We start from the raw sequence: 19,292 nt of genomic DNA on the forward strand, positions 1-19,292 counted from the left end.
CCGTCCCCCCCTTTTCGCTGGAGATAGAATCGTGACCGCTCCCACGCCCCGCCCCGGCATCATGGACATCCGCCCCTATGTGGGCGGCGAATCCGCCATCGAGGGTGTCGACCGCATCTTCAAGCTGTCCTCCAACGAGGGCGCGCTGGGCCCCAGCCCCAAGGCCATCGAGGCGCTGCGCGCCATGGCGCCCGAGATGCACCGCTATCCCGACGGCGGCGCCGAGGAGCTGCGCAAGGCCATCGCGGCGCGCTATCACCTGGACGCGTCGCGCATCGTCTGCGGCGCCGGTTCGGACGAGCTTTTGGGCATCCTGTGCCGTTCCTATGCCGGCCCCGGCGACGAGGTGCTGTACTCGGCCCACGGCTTCCTGATGTACGCCATCGCCGCCAAGGCCTGCGGCGCCACCCCGGTGACCGCCCCCGAGGTGGAGCTGACCGCCAACGTGGACAACCTGCTGGCCGCGGTGACGCCCCGGACCAGGATCCTGTTCCTGGCCAATCCCAACAACCCGACCGGCACCTACCTGCCGGCCTCGGAAGTGGCCCGCCTGCGCGCCAATCTGCGCTCCGACATCCTGCTGGTGATCGACGCCGCCTATACCGAGTTCGTCAGCCGCAACGACTATTCCGGCGGCATCGAGCTGGTGGAGGCCGGCGACAACGTGGTGGTCTGCCGCACCTTCTCCAAGATGTACGCCCTGGGCGGCCTGCGCCTGGGCTGGGCCTATTGCCCCGAGAACGTGGCCGGCGTGCTGAACCGGGTGCGCAACCCCTTCAACGTCGGCGCCCCCGCCCTGGCCGCCGGGCTGGCCGCCTTCGAGGACACCGCCTACGCCGATCTGTGCAAGAGCCACAACGACTACTGGCTGCCCTGGCTGTCGGGCAAGCTGGCCGATCTCGGCCTCACCGTGGTCCCCAGCGTCTGCAACTTCATCCTGGTCCGCTTCCCCGCCACCCCGGGCAAGGACGCGCCCACCGCCGACAGGTTCCTGCGCTCGCGCGGCATCATCGTGCGGGCCATGGGCGGCTATGGCCTGGGCGACAGCTTGCGCATCACCATCGGCACGGGCGAGGAGAATCAGGCGGTGGTCGACGCCCTGAAAGAGTTCGTGGGAGCATGACCCAGCCCCTGTTCGACACCGTCTGCTTCGTCGGTATCGGCCTGATCGGTTCGTCCCTGGCCCGGGCCATGCGCAAGCACGGCCTGGCCCGGCGCCTCCTGACGCTGGACACCAGCGAGAAGGCGCGCAAGGCCGCCCTGGAGCTGGGGGTGGTCGACGCCGCCGGCGACAATCCGGCGGCGCTGATTCCCGAAGCCGACCTGGTGGTGGTGGGCGCCCCGGTGGGCGCCACCCAGGCGGTGGGCGAGGCCATCGGCCCGCACTTGAAGCCCGGCACCATCGTTACCGACGTGGGCTCGGTCAAGCTGTCGGTGATCCGCGACCTCGGCCCCTACATTCCCGACGGCGTCGAGCTGGTCCCCGGCCACCCCATCGCCGGCACCGAGCATTCGGGGCCGGAGAACGGGTTCGCCGAGCTGTTCGAGGGCCGCTGGCACATCCTCACCCCCGTCACCGGCGGCGATCCCAAGGCGGTGGACAAGGTGGCCGAGCTGTGGCGCCGGGTGGGCTCCATGGTCGAGATCATGGACCCCCACCATCACGACAAGGTGCTGGCCATCACCTCGCACCTGCCGCACCTGATCGCCTACACCATCGTGGGAACCGCCAACGACCTGGAAGGCCACATGCAGCAGGAGGTGATCAAGTTCTCCGCCTCGGGCTTCCGCGACTTCACCCGCATCGCCGCCTCCGACCCGGTGATGTGGCGCGACGTGTTCCTCAACAACCGCGAGGCGGTGCTGGAAGTGATCCAGCGCTTCACCGAGGACCTCACCGCGCTGCAGCGGGCCATCCGCTGGGGCGAGGGCGAGGTGCTGCACAAGCGCTTCACCGAGACCCGCGCCATCCGCCGCGCCATCATCGACGCCAAGCAGGCGTAATGTGGATGCCCGGGTCAAGCCCGGGCATGACGGCATACGACAGGTTTCGTCATTGCCGGGCTTGACCCGGCAATCCATCTCCGTCGCCGGAAGGAAACCGCCATGACCAGCCGCATCACCGGCCTCGACCACGTCATCATCGCCGTCGCCGACCTGGAGCGGGCGGCATCGGTGTTCCGCGCCCTGGGCTTCACCCTGGCGAGCCGGGGCGAGCACGCCGAATGGGGCACCGCCAATTATTGCGTGATGTTCGAGGACGACTACCTGGAAATCCTGGCCGCGGTGGGCGAAGGCGGCCCGGCGGATCGCCTGCGCGCCCATCTGGCGGCCAAGGGCGAGGGATTGATGGGCCTGGTGTGGGGCAGCGAGGACGCGGCGGCCGATTGCGCCCGCCTGGGGATCGAGCCCCCCGGCGACCTCAGCCGCACCATCGAGGGCGAACTGGCCCGCTTCAAGGCGGGCATCCTGCCGCCCGGGACCACGCCCGGCATCGCCTCCTTCCTGTGCCAGCACCTGACTCCGGAGAAGCTGCGCCGGCCCGGCTGGACCACCCACGCCAACGGCGCCAGCGGCGTCATCTCGGTCACCGCCCTGATGGCCGAACCGCTGGAGCTGATGCCCGCCTGGGACCGCCTGATCGGCCCGGCCGCCGCCACCGCCACCGACGAGACGGTGACGGTGCACACCCGCCACGGGCTGGTGTTCCTCTGCCGTCCCGACGATCTCGGCCAGATGCACCCCGAGGCCGAGGACGAGGATTTTCCCGCCGCTCCCGCTTTGGTCGCCCTGACCCTTCGGATCAAGAGCGCCGAGACGGCCGCGAGCGCGCTGAAGGCAGCCGGCATCGCCTATGAGCGCGACCGCCAGGGCAAGGTGGTGATCTATCCCGAGGATGCCTGCGGCGTGCTGATCGAGCTGCAGGAATGAAAAAGGCCGCCGGCGATTCCGGCGGCCCCTTCTTCAAAGACCGATCCTACAGCCCGTAGGCCTTGGCCATCTCCGGGTCCTTGGCGGCCACCGCACGCGCCAGATCGACCATGACCTTGGCCTGCTTCCAGGTGGCGTCGTCCTGCATCTTGCCGTCGATCATCACCGCGCCGGTGCCGTCGGGCATGGCTTCGAGAATCTTCTTGGCGAACAGCACCTCGGCCACGTCGGGGCTGAACACCTTCTTGGCGATGTCGATCTGCTTGGGGTGCAGGCTCCAGCCGCCGACGCAGCCCAGCAGGAAGGCGTTGCGGAACTGCGCCTCGCAGGCGGCGTCGTCCGAGAAATCGCCGAACGGGCCGTAGAAGGCCTTGATCCCCGCCGACTGGCAGGCGTCGACCATCTTGGCCACGGTGTAGTGCCACAGATCCTGCTGGAACAGGGTGCGGCCCGACTTGCCCTCGGCGGCGTCTTCCAGCACGCCGTAGAAGGGATGGCCGCCGCCGACGCGGGTGGTCTTCATGCCGCGCGAGGCGGCGAGATCGGCCGGGCCGAGGCTGATGCCGTGCATGCGGGGGCTGGCCTGACAGATGGCGGCGACGTTCTCCACGCCCAGCGCGGTTTCCAGGATGGCGTGGATCATGATCGGGCGCTTGACGCCGTGCCTGGCCTCCAGCTGGGCCAGCAGCTGGTCGAGGTAATGGATGTCCCAGGGGCCTTCCACCTTGGGCAGCATCACCACGTCCACCTTGTCGCCGGCCTCGCCGACGATGGCGTTCATGTCGTCCAGGAACCACGGCGAGTTCAGGCAGTTGACGCGGGTCCACAGGCCGGTATTGGGATTGTCCCAGGCCTTGGCCACCTCGACGAAGCCGGCGCGGGCCGCTTCCTTGGCGTCGGCGGGGATGGCGTCCTCCAGGTTGCCCAGCAGCACGTCCACGGTCTTGCCCATCTCGGCCGCCTTGGCGCGCATCTTCTCGTTGTGCGGCGGGAAGAAGTGGATCATGCGCTCGAGGCGCACCGGCAGTTCGCGGTACGGGGCGGGCGCGCCGATGGCGAGCGGCTCGAAGAACTTGCGGGGCGGCTTGACGGACATGAAGCGCAATCTCCTTGCGGCGAACGACGATGGGCCGCAATAATGCTTCGTCGCGCTGCAGCGCACAAGGGGAAAGCGGCCACACTGGGGCTCCCGCCCCTGTTCGCGTCGTCATCCCGGACAAGCGAAGCGCGATCCGGGATCCAGGGGGTGTACCTCCAGCCTTTTCCGCGACTCCTGGACCCCGGCTCAAGGCCGGGGTGACGAAAGTGAACAGGTGCGGGCGATAGCCCGCTTTACCGCCAGCCGACCCGGTCGAAGATGCGCACCGCGACCGGGTTGTTCTCGCCCAGCATGGCGACGTTGATGTCCTCGGCCTTGAAGGTTCCCCAGGCGGCGACGATGGGCGAGGCCTGGGCCGAGGCCAGGACGGGGAACTCGTTGTTGGCCTCGGCGAAGGTCTTCTGAGCCTCGGGCCCCGACAGGAACTCCAGCAGCTTGACCGCCTCGGCCTTGTGCTTGGCACTGGCGGTGACACCGGCTCCGGCCACGTTCATGTGGGCGCCCCGGCCCTGCTGGTTGGGGAAGAAGATGCCGACCTTGGCGGCGGCGTCCTTTTCCTCGGCCTTGGACGAAGCCTGCATGCCGCCGAAATAATAGGTGTTGGCGATGGCCAGGTCGCACTGGCCGGCGGCCACGGCGGAAATCTGGTCGCGATCGCCGCCCTGGGGCTTGCGCGCCATGTTGCCGACCATGGCCTTGGCCCAGGCTTCGGCCTTGTCGGGTCCCATCACGGCGATGAGGCCGGCCAGCAGCGACTGGTTGTAGGTGGACGACGACGACCGCACGCAGATGCGGCCCTTCCACTTGGGATCGGCCAGATCCTCGTAGGAGGACAGGTCGGACGGCTTCACCCGGTCCTTGGCGTAGAGCACCACGCGGGCGCGGGCCGACAGGCCGTACCAATAGCCCTGGGGATCGCGGTAGCGCGCCGGAATGTTCCTGTCCAGCTCGGCGGTGAGGGTGGGCTGCAGCACGCCGGCGACGCGCGCCTTGTGCAGGTGGGCCACGTCGGTGGTGATGAACAGGTCGGCGGGACTGCCCGGGCCTTCGCTCTTCAGGCGTTCCAGCAATTGTTCCTCGCCCGCCGACAGCAGGTTGACCTTGATCCCGGTCTTGGCGGTGAACTGGTCGAGCACCGGCTTCAGCAGGTGATCCTTGCGCGCCGAATAGACGTTGACCTCGGCCGCCTGGGCCACCCCGGCAACCATCACTCCCCCCAACACCAAACCAAGCAGACGCATCATGACCTTGCCCTCATGATCAATTGATATTGCGACGGACTCGCATTCTCATGACCATGTAGCACGGTTTCCGCAAGGAAAAAAGGGGCTTGATGGGGAATCAGCCGCCCTCGCCCCCGGCGGGGAAGACGAAGGCCTGGGCGGAGTCGATGGCGAGGCGGAGCCGGGCGCCTTCCGCCGGGCAGATGGACCCGGGCAGGCGGGCGTGCAGATGCTGGGGCGCCATGCCCGCCCTCTCCACCCGCAGATGGACCAGACAGGAGCGGCCGAGATGGTGGCTGACCAGCACCGTGCCCTCGCCGTCGGGGGCGGCGGTCAGGGTCACGCCCTCGGGGCGGATCAGCACGCCGGCCGCCTGGGCCTCGGCCAGGCCGGGGGCGGCGAAGCGCCCCACCGCCGTCTCCACCCAGCCGCCGGCCACCCTGGCCTCCAGCACGTTGATCTCGCCGAAGGTGGAGGCCACGAAGGAATCCACCGGACGGTTGTAGAGCTCGGCGGGCTCGCCCATCTGCACCACCCTGCCCGCCCGCATGACGGCGATGCGGTCGGCCATGAACATGGCCTCCTCGGGGTCGTGGGTGACCATCAGGGTGGAGACGCCCGAGGTCTTCAGCACGTGCAGGGTCTCGTCCCGGACCTGATCGCGCAGCCGCTTGTCCAGGCCCGAAAACGGCTCGTCCAGCAGCATCAGCTTCGGGTGGGGGGCCAGGGCGCGGGCCAGGGCGACGCGCTGCTGCTGGCCGCCCGACAGCTGGTGCGGCCAGGAATCGGCGTAAGCCGTCATGCCCACCTGGTCGAGCACGGCGAGAGCCCGGCTGCGCCGCTCGGCCCTGGCCAGGCGGTCCAGACCGAACTCCACGTTGCCCAGCACGTTCAGATGGGGAAACAGGGCGTAATCCTGGAACAGAAAGCCCACGTTGCGATGCTCGGGAGGAAGGTGCGTGCCCTCGCCCGACACCAGCCGGCCCCCCAGGAAGACGCGGCCCTTGCGCGGCGCCTCCAGGCCGGCGGCGATGCGCAAAGTGGTGGTCTTGCCGCAGCCCGACGGCCCCAGCAGGCAGACCAGTTCGCCCGGACCGACCCGCAGGGAGACGCCTTGCACCACCTCCTTGCCGCCGTAATCGTGGCTGACGGCTTCGATGATCAGGCCGGTCTCGGTCATTCCACTTCTCCGGGTCGGGAACGGGCGATGGCCCGGCTCAGCAATATCACCGGCAGCAGCCCGGCCAGCACGATGGCCAAGGCGGGCGCCGCCGCGTCGGCGAGGCGCTCGTCGGACGCCAGGGTGAAGGTCCGCGTCGCCAGGGTGTCGAAATTGAAGGGCCGCATCAGCAGGGTGGCGGGCAGTTCCTTCATCACGTCGACGAAGACCAGCAGCGCCGCCGACAGCAGGCTGGTGCGCATCATGGGGATGTGGACGCGCCTGAGCGTCTTGCCCAGCCCGGCGCCGAGCGTCCGGGCCGCCGCCTCCATGGAGGGCGTGATCTTGCCCAGGCTGGATTCCACCGCGTTGACCGACACCGCCAGGAAGCGCACCAGATAGGCATAGGTCAGCGCCACCACGGTGCCGGTGAGGAACAGGCCGCCCAGCAGGCGGTCCAGGGCGGTGAGCGGCACCATGATGCCCACGGCGATGACCGAGCCGGGCACCGCATAGCCCAGCGAGGCCAGCCGCACGCACCCCCTGACCAGGGGCGTGGGCCGCAGCCGCTGGGCATAGGCCAGCGGCAGGGCCACCGCCACCGCCGCCACGCCCGCCATTCCCGCCAGGATCAGGCTGTTGCCGGCCAGCTCGCCCAGCCCGGCGAGGGCGTCGCCCTGCACCACCCAGACGGCCAGCATGCCGCCGGGCATCAGAAAGCCCAGCACCAGCGGCATGGTGCAGAACGCCAGGGCGGCCAGCGCCCGCCCGCCCCTCAGCTCCAGCTGGGGCAGGCGGCGGTAGCGGCCGGTGGTGTGGTGGAAGCGCGCGGCACCCCGCGACATGCGCTCGGCCAGCACCAGGGACAGCACGAACAGCATCAGCACGGCCCCCAGCTGCGCCGCCGCCGCCGGCTGGCCCAGGCCCAGCCATGTGCGGTAGATGCCGGTGGTGAAGGTGTCCACCGCGAAGTAGTGGACGGTGCCGAAATCGTTCAGCGTCTCCATCAGGGCCAGCGCCACGCCGGCCACCACCGCCGGGCGGGCCAGCGGCAGCGCCACCTGGACGAAGGCCCGCCAGGGGGTGCGCCCCAGGGTGCGCGCCGCCTCCAGCACGCAGACCGACTGCTCCAGGAAGGCGGCCCGCGCCATCATGTAGACATAGGGATAGAGCACCATGCTCATCACCCACACCGCCCCGCCCAGGGAGCGCACCTCGGGGAACCAGTAATCCCGGGCGCTGCTCCAGCCGAACAGGGCGCGGAGCGCCGACTGGACCGGTCCGGCATAATCCAGCAGGCCGGTATAGGTATAGGCGACCACGTAGGCCGGCATGGCCATGGGCAGCAGCAGCGCCCATTCCAGCGACCGGCTTGCCGGAAAGCGGCACATGGTGACCAGCCAGGCGGTGCCGACGCCGCCGATGCTGACCCCGATTCCGACCCCCAGCATCAGCCACAGGGAATTGGCGACGTAGGAGCCCAGCACCGTCTCGGCCAGATGGCTCCACACCCCTTCGGTGGGCGCCGCCAGATTGGCCGCCACCACCACCACCGGCAGGGCGACCAGCGCCGCCAGCCCCACGGCCAGCACCACCCAGCCCGCGCCGGGCGGGCGGGGAGAGAACAGCTTGGCGGAAGAGCCGGAGGGCGGGGATATGGACATGACCGCCACACATTAGTGCGAACGAGTCTCAACGGCAATGCCTACCCACAGGATTTTTGTACCTTTTGGAAGCGGCCGGGACGGCCGCGCTCCAACACGGGCCGCCTTTTCCGTGCAGCGCGGGCGTCCCGCCCGCCCACTGGCCCCGGAGCGCGGGCGTCCCGCCCGCCTACTGGCTGACCCTGAGATTGCTGAGGCTGGTGGCGATGGCGCGAAACGCGCTCTTCAACTCGTCCTGGGAGGGCGAATCGAAGTATTTGGACGCGTCGGTGGCGCAGGCCTTGTAGATGTCCTTGGTGGCCTGGTTGATGCCCGAGGTGAAGGTCACCGTGTAGACGATGATGTTCTTGGCCTTCATGGCGTTGCACACCGAGGTCAGGCGGTTGTTGATGGTGGTCTTGGCGGTGGTGGCGTTGGTGGTGCCGATGCGGCCCAGCTCGTCCAGGCGGCCATAGGCGCCGTAATCCGAGTTCACCGCGTTGTTGACCTTGTTGACGCCGGTATTGCCGGTCAGCTTGTAGAACTGGTTGTCGCCATCGGTCATCAGGATCACCGCCTTGCTCCATTTGGGCGTGCCCCAGGGCAGGCCCTCGGTGAAGGGCGGCTCGGGCGAGAGCACCCTGAGGCCCCAGGCCATGCCCACGTCCGACAGCGTGCCGCCCCGGCTCCAGGCCTGCTGGGCGTTGATGGCGGCGGTGAGCGTCGCCTTCACGTTGGTCAGCGGGGTGATCGCCGTCGGGCAGCCCACGTTGGGGCCGGTGGAGCCGTTGCCGTTGGACGGGGCGGCATAGACGGTGGAGGCCTTGGTGGCGTCGTAGTAATTGTCGATGGCCGGCAGCCAGTTGTAGCGGGTCCAGGGCGCCACCGCCGCCGAGGTGTCGGCCATGGCGTTGGCTCCGGCCCGCTCCACCACGCACCCCTTCCAACCCAGCACGTTGTTGGGGGCGTAGGCATCGCCGGTGGTGATCAGGCTGGGGGCCACCGAACCGGGATTGACCGCCACCGAATAGGGCACGATGGCGATCTTCAGGTAGGGATGGACCGTCGCCGTGCCGAACAGGATGTCGGTCAGCTGGTTGGCGGCGTCGCGCGCCGCCTGGATGTTGTTGTTCGAGGTCATGGAGCCGGTGTTGTCCAGCACCATGGCCAGTTCCAGCCCGGCGATCTGGCGGTTGACGGTGCTGTCGACCTCGATGGGCACCTCGTTCAGGCCCACCACCTTCATGAACACGGTGCCCACCACCGCCGAGGCGCTGGCCGAGATGACGTCGCCCGTCACCGTGACGGAGACGGACGGGTGCGCCCCCAGGGCGCCGGGAGGATAATTGGCGTCGAAGAATTTCTGCGCCACGGCGGACAGCTGGGCGTCGGTGCCGGTGGAGGACCCCACCGCCAGGGCGGCGGCGTCCAGCGCGGCGGCCATGCGGCTTTTCACCGCGTAGGCGCGGGCCACGTCCACCCCCAGGCCGATGGTGGCGATGATGGGCAGCAGGCCGATGGCCAGCATGATCACCATGTTGCCGTCGGAACGGCGCGCCAGTCTGGAAAGAAGGGAGCGGAGCATGGCTAGCCTCCCACGCCGTTGAGGGCGATCCGGCGCACCAGCCGGGGCCGGGTGTAGGACATCTCGGTGAAGGTCTTGCTGGGCACCAGGTGATGGAGCACCGGCACGCAGACATAGGACAGCCGCACCATGATCACGCTTTCCCCCGCCCCGCCCAGGCCGTTGGCCCCGGCCAGCGACGGAGAGCCCGACACCGCGCCCCACTGGTAGCGCCACAGCTGGCTGGGCGTGCCGGCCGCGTCGAAGCCGACGCTGACCACGTCCAGGCCGAGATTGCCGGCATTGCTGACCAGGGGATCAAGGACCCGCTGGGCGGCGGTGCGGATGGAGTCCATCTGGGCGGTGGAGAGCGACGAGGACTGGGCGGTGAGATCGGCCACCGTCTGGGCCGCTGACACCGCCTTGCCATAGCTCTTGACCAGATTGGTGATCTCCACCGTGCCCAGAAGGGCGGTAATCATGATCGGCAGGACAAGGGCGAACTCCACGGCCGCCACGCCCCTGCGGTCACCGACCAGACGCCTGAGCATCGCGGGCATCATGAGTAGGGCTCCGACTTGAATACGGCGGTCGAGGTCACCGGCAGGGTGTTGCCGGTCCCCGCCCCCATCAGCGAGCCGATCAGCGGCGTGGCGAAGACATGGCGATAGATCACCCGAACCGTCATGATCGTGCCCGCCCCGCCCGGGGTGAACTGGGCGTTACTGACATTGCCCTGGGCGTCGAATTGCGGCGCCGGCAGGGTGATGGCGGTGAAGTCGGGGAAGGTGCGCACGTCGAAGGTGAAGGAGTTGCAGTCGTAGAGGCTGAACAGCGAGGCGCAGAAGGCCTGGCGGAAGGCGCCGGCGGGATCGGCGCTGGTCTGGGCCTGGCCGGTGCGCAGCCGCCGCGCCGCGTCGCGGGTGGCGCCTTCCACCACCGAGGTCTCGAACAGAACCATCCCCATCTCGAAGATGCCGAACAGAATCATCATGGCGGGCAACAGAAGAATGGAATACTCCAGCATGACCGAACCACGCCGGTCTCGCCGAAGATTGCCTATCCGATGCAACATTGTCCTGAACATGACATCGCCTGCGGAGTTATCCGGTAGATATCATGACATGTTCCGCCACCTCATTCCGTGGCGGGCCTCACAATGGAGCGGTGATTATTTTTGGGGGACTTGCGGCGCGGGCGCGGCGGCGGCTTTCGCCTTGTAGGGGCTCTCGCCCGACAGGGTATTGGCCGGGGCGCAGGCATTGAGGCCGCAATCGACGATGGCGACCGCTCCGCCCGGCACCCAATTCTTGCCCGTGCCGTAGCGCAGCGTCACCGAACCGTCGCCGCCGGCCAGGACCACCACCTGGCGCTGGGCCAGGATACCGCCGCCGGCGTCGAGCACCGCGATGGTGGTGCCGCCCGGCGCCTTGCCGAACACCGTGATGGTTCGCGGCCCGTCCACGGTGACGTCGGCGATGGCGGGGTTGCCCACCACCACCGAGCGCGCCGCGCCGCGCAGGGGCAGCAGGGTGGCGCCGCCCAGCGGCACCTCCAGCAGTTCGGCCGCCCACCCCGCCGGAGAAGCGGCCGACAGCAGACCGGCGAGCAGCAGGGAAAGGCGGATGGCGGACTTCATGGCGGGCCTCGATGGCTCGTGGTGACGCCTTTCATCCTAGGCATGAATGAAGCCGGCCACAGTGGCAGCCTTCACAAAGGCGTATGACTATGGACAGCAAGTCCCTCCACGCAGGAGTTTCCATCATGACCAGCCGCCTCGCCGCCCTGCCCCTCGCCCTGATGCTGGCCGCCTGCTCGGCGACCGGCGGCGGAGGAGGCGGCGGATTGTCCTCGGCGGTGGAGCCCTCCTTGCGCGCCGCCGCCCTGGGAGCCGAGGCGGGCCGCGACTACCGCGGCGCCGTCCAGCATTTCTCCACCCTCTACCAGCGCCGCCCCGACGATACCGGCCTGGCCATCGGCCTGGCCCGCAACCTGCGCTATTCCGGCCAGGGCCAGACGGCGGCCGACCTGATGCAGGCCCATCTGGCCCGCATGGGCCGCGACGCCGAAAGCCTGCTGGAACTGGGCAAGGATTATCTGGCCGCCGACCGCGCCACCCTGTGCGTCAAGGTGCTGGAAGAGGCGCGGGCCATGGCGCCCGGCCATTGGGAGATCCATTCCACCCTGGGCGTGGCCCTGGATTCCCAGGGCCGCGCCGCCGAGGCCCAGGCGGCCTATGCCCGCGCCCTGGAGATCACCCCCGACAACGCCGCCGTGCTGAACAACCTGGGACTGTCCCAGGCCCTTTCCGGCCAGCTGGATGCCGGGCTGGCGACGCTGGCCCGCGCCGCAGACCTGCCCGCCGCCACCGCCCAGGTGCGCCAGAATCTGGCCCTGCTGCTGGCGCTCAAGGGCGAGGGAGCCGAGGCCGAGCGCATGGCGCGGCGCGATCTGTCCCCGGAGCAGGCAAGGACCAACTCCGACACGTTGCGCGCCCTGGCGGCCTCGGCGCGGCGCTGATTGCCGCAAGACGACAAACCTCGCCGGAAGTTGTTTCAATAAGTGCGTGTAACCTGCCAACGCAACGCAGCAATGTGATTGCACTGAAATGAAGTTGTCAGCCCATGGCTGGTAACACCACACGGTGCGGTCCCATGAAATATTGCATTCGAGGCGCGGCCAATGTCTGGGGCGGTCATCAGGTCGAACTTCTGATCGAGATGGCCGATTGGCTCAAGGCCAATTGCCGGACCCCCTACATCATTCGAAAATTCGACGAAGTGAAGTTCGTCAGCCGCCAGGATGCCGAAAGCTTCGCCCGCAAGTGGTTTGAGCCCGGCAATTGGCGCATGTACGAAATGGGCAGCCATTGCCGCGCCGTCTGCGACCACAAGGCCAAGGCCGAATGCTCGCCGCTCCACGGCTCATTCCCCGTCGCGCTCGGCCCCCGGCGCTGGAATTCACTTCATCATCCCTGAGACCTGAATCGCCGCCGGGCCGGCGATGATCAGGAACAGCACCGGCAGGAAGAAGACGATCATCGGCACGGTCAGCTTGGCCGGCAGGGCGGCGGCCTTCTTCTCGGCGGCGGCCATGCGGCCCTCGCGGTTTTCCTGGGCGATGACCTTCAGCGCCTGGGCCACCGGGGTGCCGTACTTCTCGGACTGGATCAGGGCGGTGGAGAGCGACTTGACCTGGGGCAGGCCGGTGCGTTCGGCGAAGTTCTCCCAGGCCTGGCGACGGTCGGCCAGGAAGGCCAGCTCGGCGGCGGTGAGCCCGATCTCCTCGGCCATCTCGGGGGCGCTGATCATCATCTCCTCGGTGACGCGGCCCAGCGCCGTCTCCACCGACAGCCCGGCGTCGACGCAGATGACGATGAGGTCGAGCGCGTCGGGAAAGGCCCGGCCGAGCGCCAGTTGCCGCTTCTGCACCGCGTTGGTCAGCCAGATGTCGGGCAGCAGGCCGCCGATGGCCATGGCCACCGCCAGGATCAGGGCGCGGACCACCAGCGGCTGCTCGTCGAACAGGGTGGTGGCGTAGACCAGGCCGAGCACCAGCAGCAGCACCGGCAACGCCACCCGGGCGAAGATGAAGGTCAAGGGCGCCGCCTGACCGCGCCAGCCGGCACTGGCCAGCCGGGCCTTCAGGGTCTTGGCCTCCAGCAGGTTCTGCAGCTTCAGGCGGTCGATCACCGCCCGCATCAGGGCCACCCGGCGCTGGGGCCGCTGGCTCCGCCGCCGTCCGGGGGCGCGGGCCTGATCCAGCTCGGCCTTCTGGCGCTCGGACAGTTCGCGGCGACGGCTGGAGACCGCCCGGATGCGCGACGCCCGGCGGTCGCGGGCCATCAGGGGCAGGGCGACGGCCAGGACCGAAGCCGCCGCCGCCAGCGCCGCCGTGACCATGATGAGGGTGGAAAGCATGATCCGGCCCCCCTTCAGATGTCGAAATTGATCATGTTGCGCATCACCAGCACCCCCACCCCCTCGGTCAGCAGGCCGATGGCCAGCAGGACGTTGCCCAGATCGGTGGTGAACAGCAGGCCGATGTATTGCGGCGCCACCAGGGACAGGATCCCCACCACCAGCAAAGGCAGCGAGCCGATGATGGCGGCCGAGGCGCGGGCCTCGGCGGCATAGGACTGGACCTTGTCGCGCATGCGCTTCCTGGCGCGCAGCACCTCGGACAGCTTGGCCAGGGTCTCGGCCAGATTGCCGCCGGTCTGCTGCTGGATGGCCAGCACGATGGCGAAGTAGCGCATCTCGGCCATGGGCATGCGCTCCACCGCGCGGGCCATGGCCTCGTGCAGGGTGAGGCCGATGCGGGTGCCCTCGGTGATCTGGCGGAACTCGGCACCGACGGGATCGGGCATCTCGCGGCCGATGATGGCGATGCATTCGCCCAAGGGCAGGCCCGAGCGGATGCCGCGCACCACCACGTCGAGCGCGTCGGCGAACTGGGCGACGAAGGCCTTGAGCCGCTTGCCCGCCGCCACGCCCAGCACCAGCTTGGGAACGCCGATGCCCAGGCACGGGGCGGCCAGCAATCCCCAGACCAGGGGCAGGCCCGAGGCCTCGCCCACCGCCAGGACCAGCAGGGCCAGGGCGGCGGAGCCGGCCAGATAATGCCAGACCTCGATCCGCCAGCCCGCCTGCATCAGCTGCTCGCGCAGGCGGTAGCCGAAGCGCTGCTGGCGGGCGCCCTCCACCTCCTTCAGGCGGGCCTGCACCGATTTGCGCTGGGGGCCGCGCGCCGTCTGGCGCCGGGCGGGGGCCTGTCCCCCCGCCACCACGGCGAGGCGGCGCTTCAGTCTGGCCCTGGGGCCGTGGATCAGCGCCACCATGGACCAGCCCAGCACCGCCAGGGCGACCAGCAGCACCGCCACCAGCACGGCGATTTCCGGCGGCAGGCGGGCGAGCAGCTCAAGCATGGGCCTCTCCCAATGCCTCGGCCAGATCGCGCTCCAGGCCATAATAGCGGGCGCGGTCCCAGAAGGCGGGACGCAGGCCGGTGGGACGGTGGCGGCCCAGGATGCGGCCTCGGCTGTCCTCGCCCTCGAACTCGAAGACGAACAGGTCCTGCAGCGTGATGATGTCGCCCTCCATGCCCACCACCTCGGTGACGTGGGTGATCTTGCGCGAGCCGTCGCGCAGGCGCGACGCCTGGACGATCAGGTTGACGGCCGAGGCGATCTGCTCGCGCACCGCCTTGGCCGGCAGGTTGTAGCCACCCATGGCGACCATGTTCTCGACGCGCGACAGGGCGTCTCGGGGCGTGTTGGCGTGGATGGTGCCCATGGAGCCGTCATGGCCGGTATTCATGGCCTGCAGCAGGTCGAAGGCTTCCGGGCCGCGCACCTCGCCGACGATGATGCGTTCGGGCCGCATGCGCAGGCAGTTCTTCACCAGATCGCGCATGGTGATGGCCCCGGCCCCTTCCAGGTTGGGCGGGCGGGTCTCCAGGCGCACCACGTGGGGCTGCTGCAGCTGCAGCTCGGCGGCGTCCTCGCAGGTGACGATGCGCTCGGTCTGGTCGATGTAGCGGGTCATGCAGTTCAAGAGCGTGGTCTTGCCCGAGCCGGTGCCGCCCGAGATCAGGATGTTGCAGCGCACCGCCGAGGCGATCTGCAGCACCCGGGCGGCCTGGGGCGACAGGGAGCCGAACTCCACCAGCTTTTCCAGCGTCAGCTTCTCGCGCTTGAACTTGCGGATGGTCAGCGTCGGCCCGTCGATGGCCAGCGGCGGCACGATGACGTTGACGCGCGAGCCGTCGGCCAGGCGGGCGTCGCAGATGGGGCTGGATTCGTCCACCCGGCGCCCCACCGCCGCCACGATGCGCTGGCAGATGTTCATCAGCTGGGCGTTGTCGCGGAACTTGATGTCGGTGAGCTCGATATGGCCCTCGGTCTCGATGTAGACCTTGTCGGCGCCGTTGACCATGATGTCGGCGATGTCGTCCCGGGCGATCAGCGGCTCCAGCGGCCCCAGGCCCAGCACGTCGTTGCAGATGTCGCTGATCACCACCTGCTGCTCGGCGGCCGAGATCACCAGATTGCGCATGGAGATGATCTCGGCGACGATGTCCGATATCTCCTCGCGCACCTGGGCGGGCTCCAGATTGCCCAGCTCGGTGGGGTCCACCGAATCGATCAGGTCGTTGAAGATGGCGATCTTGATGTCGGACAGGCGCTGGTCCAGCTCGGTGCCCCGCGCCGCCGGAGCGGCAGCCGCGGCCGGGGGCCGGGCCGGCTCGCGGGCGGGCTGGGCCTTGGGATCGGGGGGAGCCTGACGCCGGCCGAACATGGCCTATCTCCTCAGCCAGCCGAGCAGCCCCTTGCCCCCGGATTGCCTGCGCGCCGGGGGCACCGCCTTGCCGGTCAGGGCGGCGGCCAGCTGGGCCAGGGACTGGCTGATCTTGTGGCCGGCCGCCACCTCGCCCAGCATGCGGGCCTCGGTGGCCGCCTCGCCGAACAGCACCGGGTCGGCGGGGATCACCAGACAGGGCTCGGCCTTCAGGGTCTCGGCGAAATCCTTGGCCGACAGCTGGGCCTTGCGGCCGTTCTCGGCCCGGTTGAGCACGAGGCGGGGCGCCGCCATGCCCTGGCGCCGCGGCGACAGCAGCTCGATCAGCATCCTGGTGTCGCGCAAGGACGCGAAATCGGGAATGGCGGTGACCACCACCTCGTCGGCCCCGGCCAGGGCCGCCTCGCTCCACTGGTCCCACACATGGGGGATGTCCAGCACCACCAGGGCGGCCATGCGCGAGGCCAGCTCCACCATGTGCTCCAGGGCGTCGGGGGCGATGGCGGCGCGGCTGCGCCCGTCGCCCGGGGCGGCCAGGACCTGCAGATGGTCGTCGTACTCGGCCATGCAGCGCTCCATCAGCACCTCGTCCAGACGCTCGGGATTGGCCAGGGCGTCGGCGACGCTTTGCTTGGCATCCAGGTTGAAGGACAGGGTGGAGGTGCCGAAGGCCAGGTCCAGGTCGATGAGGATCACCTGCTCGCCCAGATGGCGCGACGCCGCCCAGGCCAGGTTCTGGGCGATGGTGGACGAGCCGGTGCCGCCACGCGCCCCCCAGCAGGCGATGACCCGTCCCCGGGGCGCCGAGGCCGGGTCGGCGAACAGGCCGGTCAGGCTGTCCACCAGCTGGCGGGGAGCCACCGGGGCGGGCAGGTAGTCGGCGACCCCCTTGGCCATCAGCTCGCGGTAGAGGCGGATGTCGTTGGTGGGGCCGATCACCACCACCCTGGTGCCGGCGACGCAGACTTCGGCCAGCTGGTCGAGGCGCGAGCGCAGCAGGGCCGGGTCGGTCTCCTCGACCACCAGCACCTGGGGCGTGGGCAGGTCGGCGTAATGGCCGACGGCCGCCGCCAGCCCACCTTCCATCAGGCCGAGACGCGACTTGGCCAGCTGCCGGTCCTGGACGGCGGCGCGCAGGGCCTGGGCGGTGTCGGGAGCACCGCAGAACGCCTCGATGGTCAGGCGATAAGCCATGTCCGCCTCCTACTTCCCCCCCGAGGACGACCCCACCGACGAGGTGGAGCCGGCACTGGCGCTTTCCTTGGCGGCGCCGGTGGCCTCGCCCTTGCCGTACTTTTCCAGCACGGTGGCGGCCCGGGCGCCGTCGCGGCCCGAGGTCTCGCGCGCCCGGACCAGGTCGGCGGGGTTCTGCACCATCAGCGCCTTGTTGCGCTGGATGGAGCAGCCCCAATTGCTGTTGGGCGCGTTGGCGTAATCGGGATTGAGGCCGCGTTCGAACTTGCCGCATTCCGGCGCCCTGGCCTCCCACACCGGCACCCGCACCTGGGCGAGACCGGGCTGAGGCACGGCATCGGCGCCGGCGGCCACCGCCACGGTGACCGCGCCGACACCCCAGGCGCGCAGCGTGTCGGCCAGGGTCTGGGCGAAGGCCTGGGCGCCCGCCTCCTCGCCCGGCCGCGCGCCCACGGCGATCTCGATGGGGCCGGCGCCGCGACGCAGCGATTCCTCCGCCAGACGGCCCAGGCGGTCGCGGTCGGCGGGAGACAGCATCGCGCCCTCGGCCGGGCGGGCGAACAGGGCCACCGCCGCCTTTTCCTCCACGGCGATGGGGTGGGCCAGGCGGTAGTCGTGCTCGGCCAGATCGGCGGCGCAGCCGCCCAGCAGCGGGACCAGGGCCAGGGTGGAGAGGACGGCGCGGAACGGAATCATGATGTCCTCCTCACTGGACGATGTGGCCGTAGGGGCCTTGCAGGGCGGGCGGGGCGGCGGGCGCCTCGCGGGAGCGGGTGGTGTAGGTGTCCTGCAGCCGGCCCAGCAGGAAGCGCTTGAGGTCCGAGCTGGGGGCGAAGCCGTCGTTGGGGGTGGCGAGGCCGGGCTGCTCCAGCGGGCGGACCACATAGGCCGACAGGATCACCACCAGTTCCGTCTCGTTGCGCTGAAAGGCGTTGGAGCGGAACAGCGAGCCCAACACCGGCAGGTCCATCAGTCCCGGCAGGCCGGCGATGTTGCTGGTGATGTCGTTCTGCAACAGGCCGGCGATCATGATGGAGCCGCCCGAGGGCAGTTCCACCGTGGAGCCGGCGCGGCGCACCTTGAAGGCGGGGACCGAGATGGTGGTGGTGATGGCGGTGCTGTTGTTGGTGTCGATGGAGCTGACCTCGGTGCTCATCTTGAGGCTGAGGCGGCCGGGGTCGAGCACCACCGGGGTGAAGGACAGCAGCACGCCATAGGGCTTGAACTCGACGCTGATGGAGCCGTTGGTGGTGGACACCGGAATGGGAAGCTCGCCGCCGGCCAGCATGGTGGCGGTCTCGCCCGACACCGCCGTCAGGTTGGGCTCCACCAGGGTACGGATCAGACCCTGGTTCTCCAGGATGTTGAGATTGGCCACCAGGGCGCCGATGCCGGTGATGGTGGCGGTGCCGAAGATGGCCGAGGCGGAGGAATCGATCAGCCCCACCGTGGCGCTGGTCTTCGACCCCGAGCCGATGGCGGCGCCGCCCAGCAGCGGAATGCTCTTGTTGGCGGTGACGCCCACCCCCAGTTCCTTCAGCACCGTGCGCTGGATCTCGGCCACCTTGACGTGGAGCAGCACCTGCTGCTCGTTGACCACGCGCAGCAGGTTGACCAGCTTGCCGTCGTCGGCCACGAAGCGGCGCGCCACCAGTTTGGCGTCCCGGGCCGCCGCGTCGTTCCTGACCGCGCCCGACAGGTACAGGCTGTCGGCCACCGACTCCACGTTGATGGCCCGCTCATCCGGCAGCACGGCGCGCAGCGCGTCCCTCACCGCCTGGGAATCGATGGAGACGGCGAGATCGATGCGGCGCATGACCCGGCCGGCGCGGTCCATCAGGAAGACGTTGGTCTGCCCCACCGCCCGTCCGGTGATGTGGATCAGGTTGGGGGCGCGCACCACGACGTCGGCGATGTCGGAATTGCCCATCACCACCTCCTTGACGGCGCCGGGCAGGGGCAGGTCGATGCTCTTGCCCACCGGCACCTGCATGGCTTCCGCCGACACCCCCGTGGGGAGGCGCAGGGCCTGGGGCGTGCCGGGCCGAGGCGAGGAGACCGCCTCGGGCGGAGCGTTGACGCTGACCACCTTGGCGCGCGGCGCGGCCAGCGGCAGCGGCGGCTCCTCGTCCCGCCCCCAGGCGGGCAGAGCCACGACCATCGCCAGCAACGCGGCAAGT

At 69.4% G+C, this 19,292-nt stretch carries 19 protein-coding genes; 5 read left to right on the forward strand and 14 right to left on the reverse strand.

Annotated elements, in window-relative coordinates:
- Window positions 1-31: 31 nt before the first annotated feature.
- The 3 genes from hisC to ACV4UZ_RS08720 all read left to right on the forward strand — a co-directional run bounded on the left by hisC (window position 32) and on the right by ACV4UZ_RS08720 (window position 2,931).
- Window positions 32-1,123 carry a histidinol-phosphate transaminase gene (hisC, locus tag ACV4UZ_RS08710; RefSeq protein ID WP_491600502.1) on the forward strand — a complete coding sequence of 364 codons (1,092 nt, stop codon included), beginning with the start codon at window positions 32-34 and terminating at the stop codon, window positions 1,121-1,123.
- Entirely contained in the window at window positions 1,120-2,004 is an 885-nt protein-coding gene (locus ACV4UZ_RS08715) for a prephenate/arogenate dehydrogenase family protein (RefSeq protein ID WP_491600503.1), read from the forward strand. The genes hisC and ACV4UZ_RS08715 overlap by 4 nt, the downstream gene beginning before the upstream one ends.
- A gap of 102 nt (window positions 2,005-2,106) precedes the next feature.
- Window positions 2,107-2,931 (forward strand): VOC family protein, encoded by an 825-nt coding sequence (locus ACV4UZ_RS08720; RefSeq protein WP_491600504.1) that lies wholly within the window; start codon window positions 2,107-2,109, stop codon window positions 2,929-2,931.
- Window positions 2,932-2,977: 46 nt separating this feature from the next.
- Here the strand turns inward: ACV4UZ_RS08720 and ACV4UZ_RS08725 are convergent, their stop codons facing one another.
- The 8 genes from ACV4UZ_RS08725 to ACV4UZ_RS08760 form a co-directional block, all read right to left on the reverse strand.
- Window positions 2,978-4,027, reverse strand: a complete 1,050-nt coding sequence (locus tag ACV4UZ_RS08725; protein WP_491600505.1) for an HpcH/HpaI aldolase/citrate lyase family protein — start codon at window positions 4,025-4,027, stop codon at window positions 2,978-2,980.
- A 236-nt stretch (window positions 4,028-4,263) separates the two neighbouring features.
- Window positions 4,264-5,274: a Fe(3+) ABC transporter substrate-binding protein gene (locus ACV4UZ_RS08730; RefSeq protein ID WP_491600506.1), complete on the reverse strand. Its 1,011-nt coding sequence runs from the start codon at window positions 5,272-5,274 to the stop codon at window positions 4,264-4,266.
- A 97-nt stretch (window positions 5,275-5,371) separates the two neighbouring features.
- Complete coding sequence (locus ACV4UZ_RS08735; RefSeq protein ID WP_491600507.1) at window positions 5,372-6,433, reverse strand: ABC transporter ATP-binding protein; 1,062 nt, start codon at window positions 6,431-6,433, stop codon at window positions 5,372-5,374.
- Window positions 6,430-8,076 carry an ABC transporter permease gene (locus tag ACV4UZ_RS08740; RefSeq protein WP_491600508.1) on the reverse strand — a complete coding sequence of 549 codons (1,647 nt, stop codon included), beginning with the start codon at window positions 8,074-8,076 and terminating at the stop codon, window positions 6,430-6,432. Before ACV4UZ_RS08740 ends, ACV4UZ_RS08735 begins: the two co-directional genes overlap by 4 nt.
- Window positions 8,077-8,245: 169 nt before the next feature.
- The gene (locus ACV4UZ_RS08745; RefSeq protein WP_491600509.1) at window positions 8,246-9,640 is read right to left on the reverse strand and encodes a TadE/TadG family type IV pilus assembly protein; all 1,395 of its coding nucleotides are present in this window, start codon (window positions 9,638-9,640) and stop codon (window positions 8,246-8,248) included.
- 2 nt (window positions 9,641-9,642) lie between these two features.
- Complete coding sequence (locus ACV4UZ_RS08750; protein ID WP_491600510.1) at window positions 9,643-10,182, reverse strand: TadE/TadG family type IV pilus assembly protein; 540 nt, start codon at window positions 10,180-10,182, stop codon at window positions 9,643-9,645.
- Complete coding sequence (locus ACV4UZ_RS08755; protein WP_491600511.1) at window positions 10,179-10,646, reverse strand: TadE family protein; 468 nt, start codon at window positions 10,644-10,646, stop codon at window positions 10,179-10,181. Before ACV4UZ_RS08755 ends, ACV4UZ_RS08750 begins: the two co-directional genes overlap by 4 nt.
- Before the next feature lie 144 nt (window positions 10,647-10,790).
- The gene (locus ACV4UZ_RS08760; RefSeq protein ID WP_491600512.1) at window positions 10,791-11,258 is read right to left on the reverse strand and encodes a pilus assembly protein N-terminal domain-containing protein; all 468 of its coding nucleotides are present in this window, start codon (window positions 11,256-11,258) and stop codon (window positions 10,791-10,793) included.
- 125 nt (window positions 11,259-11,383) lie between these two features.
- On the opposite strand from ACV4UZ_RS08760, the gene ACV4UZ_RS08765 reads away from it, so the two are divergent.
- On the forward strand, window positions 11,384-12,139 hold the full coding sequence (locus tag ACV4UZ_RS08765; protein ID WP_491600513.1) for a tetratricopeptide repeat protein: 756 nt from the start codon (window positions 11,384-11,386) through the stop codon (window positions 12,137-12,139).
- Window positions 12,140-12,273: 134 nt separating this feature from the next.
- Window positions 12,274-12,597, forward strand: coding sequence for a hypothetical protein (locus ACV4UZ_RS08770; RefSeq protein ID WP_491600514.1), 324 nt, complete (start codon window positions 12,274-12,276; stop codon window positions 12,595-12,597).
- Here the strand turns inward: ACV4UZ_RS08770 and ACV4UZ_RS08775 are convergent.
- The 6 genes from ACV4UZ_RS08775 to ACV4UZ_RS08800 are packed head-to-tail and all read right to left on the reverse strand — an operon-like array spanning window position 12,580 to window position 19,273.
- Complete coding sequence (locus tag ACV4UZ_RS08775) at window positions 12,580-13,539, reverse strand: type II secretion system F family protein (protein WP_491600515.1); 960 nt, start codon at window positions 13,537-13,539, stop codon at window positions 12,580-12,582. The genes ACV4UZ_RS08770 and ACV4UZ_RS08775 overlap by 18 nt on opposite strands.
- 14 nt (window positions 13,540-13,553) lie before the next feature.
- A complete protein-coding gene (locus tag ACV4UZ_RS08780; RefSeq protein ID WP_491600516.1) occupies window positions 13,554-14,546 on the reverse strand; it encodes a type II secretion system F family protein in 993 nt (330 codons plus the stop codon).
- Complete coding sequence (locus ACV4UZ_RS08785; protein WP_491600517.1) at window positions 14,539-15,918, reverse strand: TadA family conjugal transfer-associated ATPase; 1,380 nt, start codon at window positions 15,916-15,918, stop codon at window positions 14,539-14,541. Before ACV4UZ_RS08785 ends, ACV4UZ_RS08780 begins: the two co-directional genes overlap by 8 nt.
- Before the next feature lie 3 nt (window positions 15,919-15,921).
- Window positions 15,922-17,112, reverse strand: coding sequence for a CpaE/TadZ family protein (locus ACV4UZ_RS08790; RefSeq protein ID WP_491600518.1), 1,191 nt, complete (start codon window positions 17,110-17,112; stop codon window positions 15,922-15,924).
- A gap of 9 nt (window positions 17,113-17,121) precedes the next feature.
- Window positions 17,122-17,808, reverse strand: coding sequence for a CpaD family pilus assembly protein (locus ACV4UZ_RS08795; RefSeq protein WP_491600519.1), 687 nt, complete (start codon window positions 17,806-17,808; stop codon window positions 17,122-17,124).
- A 10-nt stretch (window positions 17,809-17,818) separates the two neighbouring features.
- Window positions 17,819-19,273, reverse strand: coding sequence for a type II and III secretion system protein family protein (locus ACV4UZ_RS08800; RefSeq protein ID WP_491600614.1), 1,455 nt, complete (start codon window positions 19,271-19,273; stop codon window positions 17,819-17,821).
- Between the last annotated feature and the right edge of the window lie 19 nt (window positions 19,274-19,292).

Source organism: Paramagnetospirillum sp. (assembly GCF_058402745.1).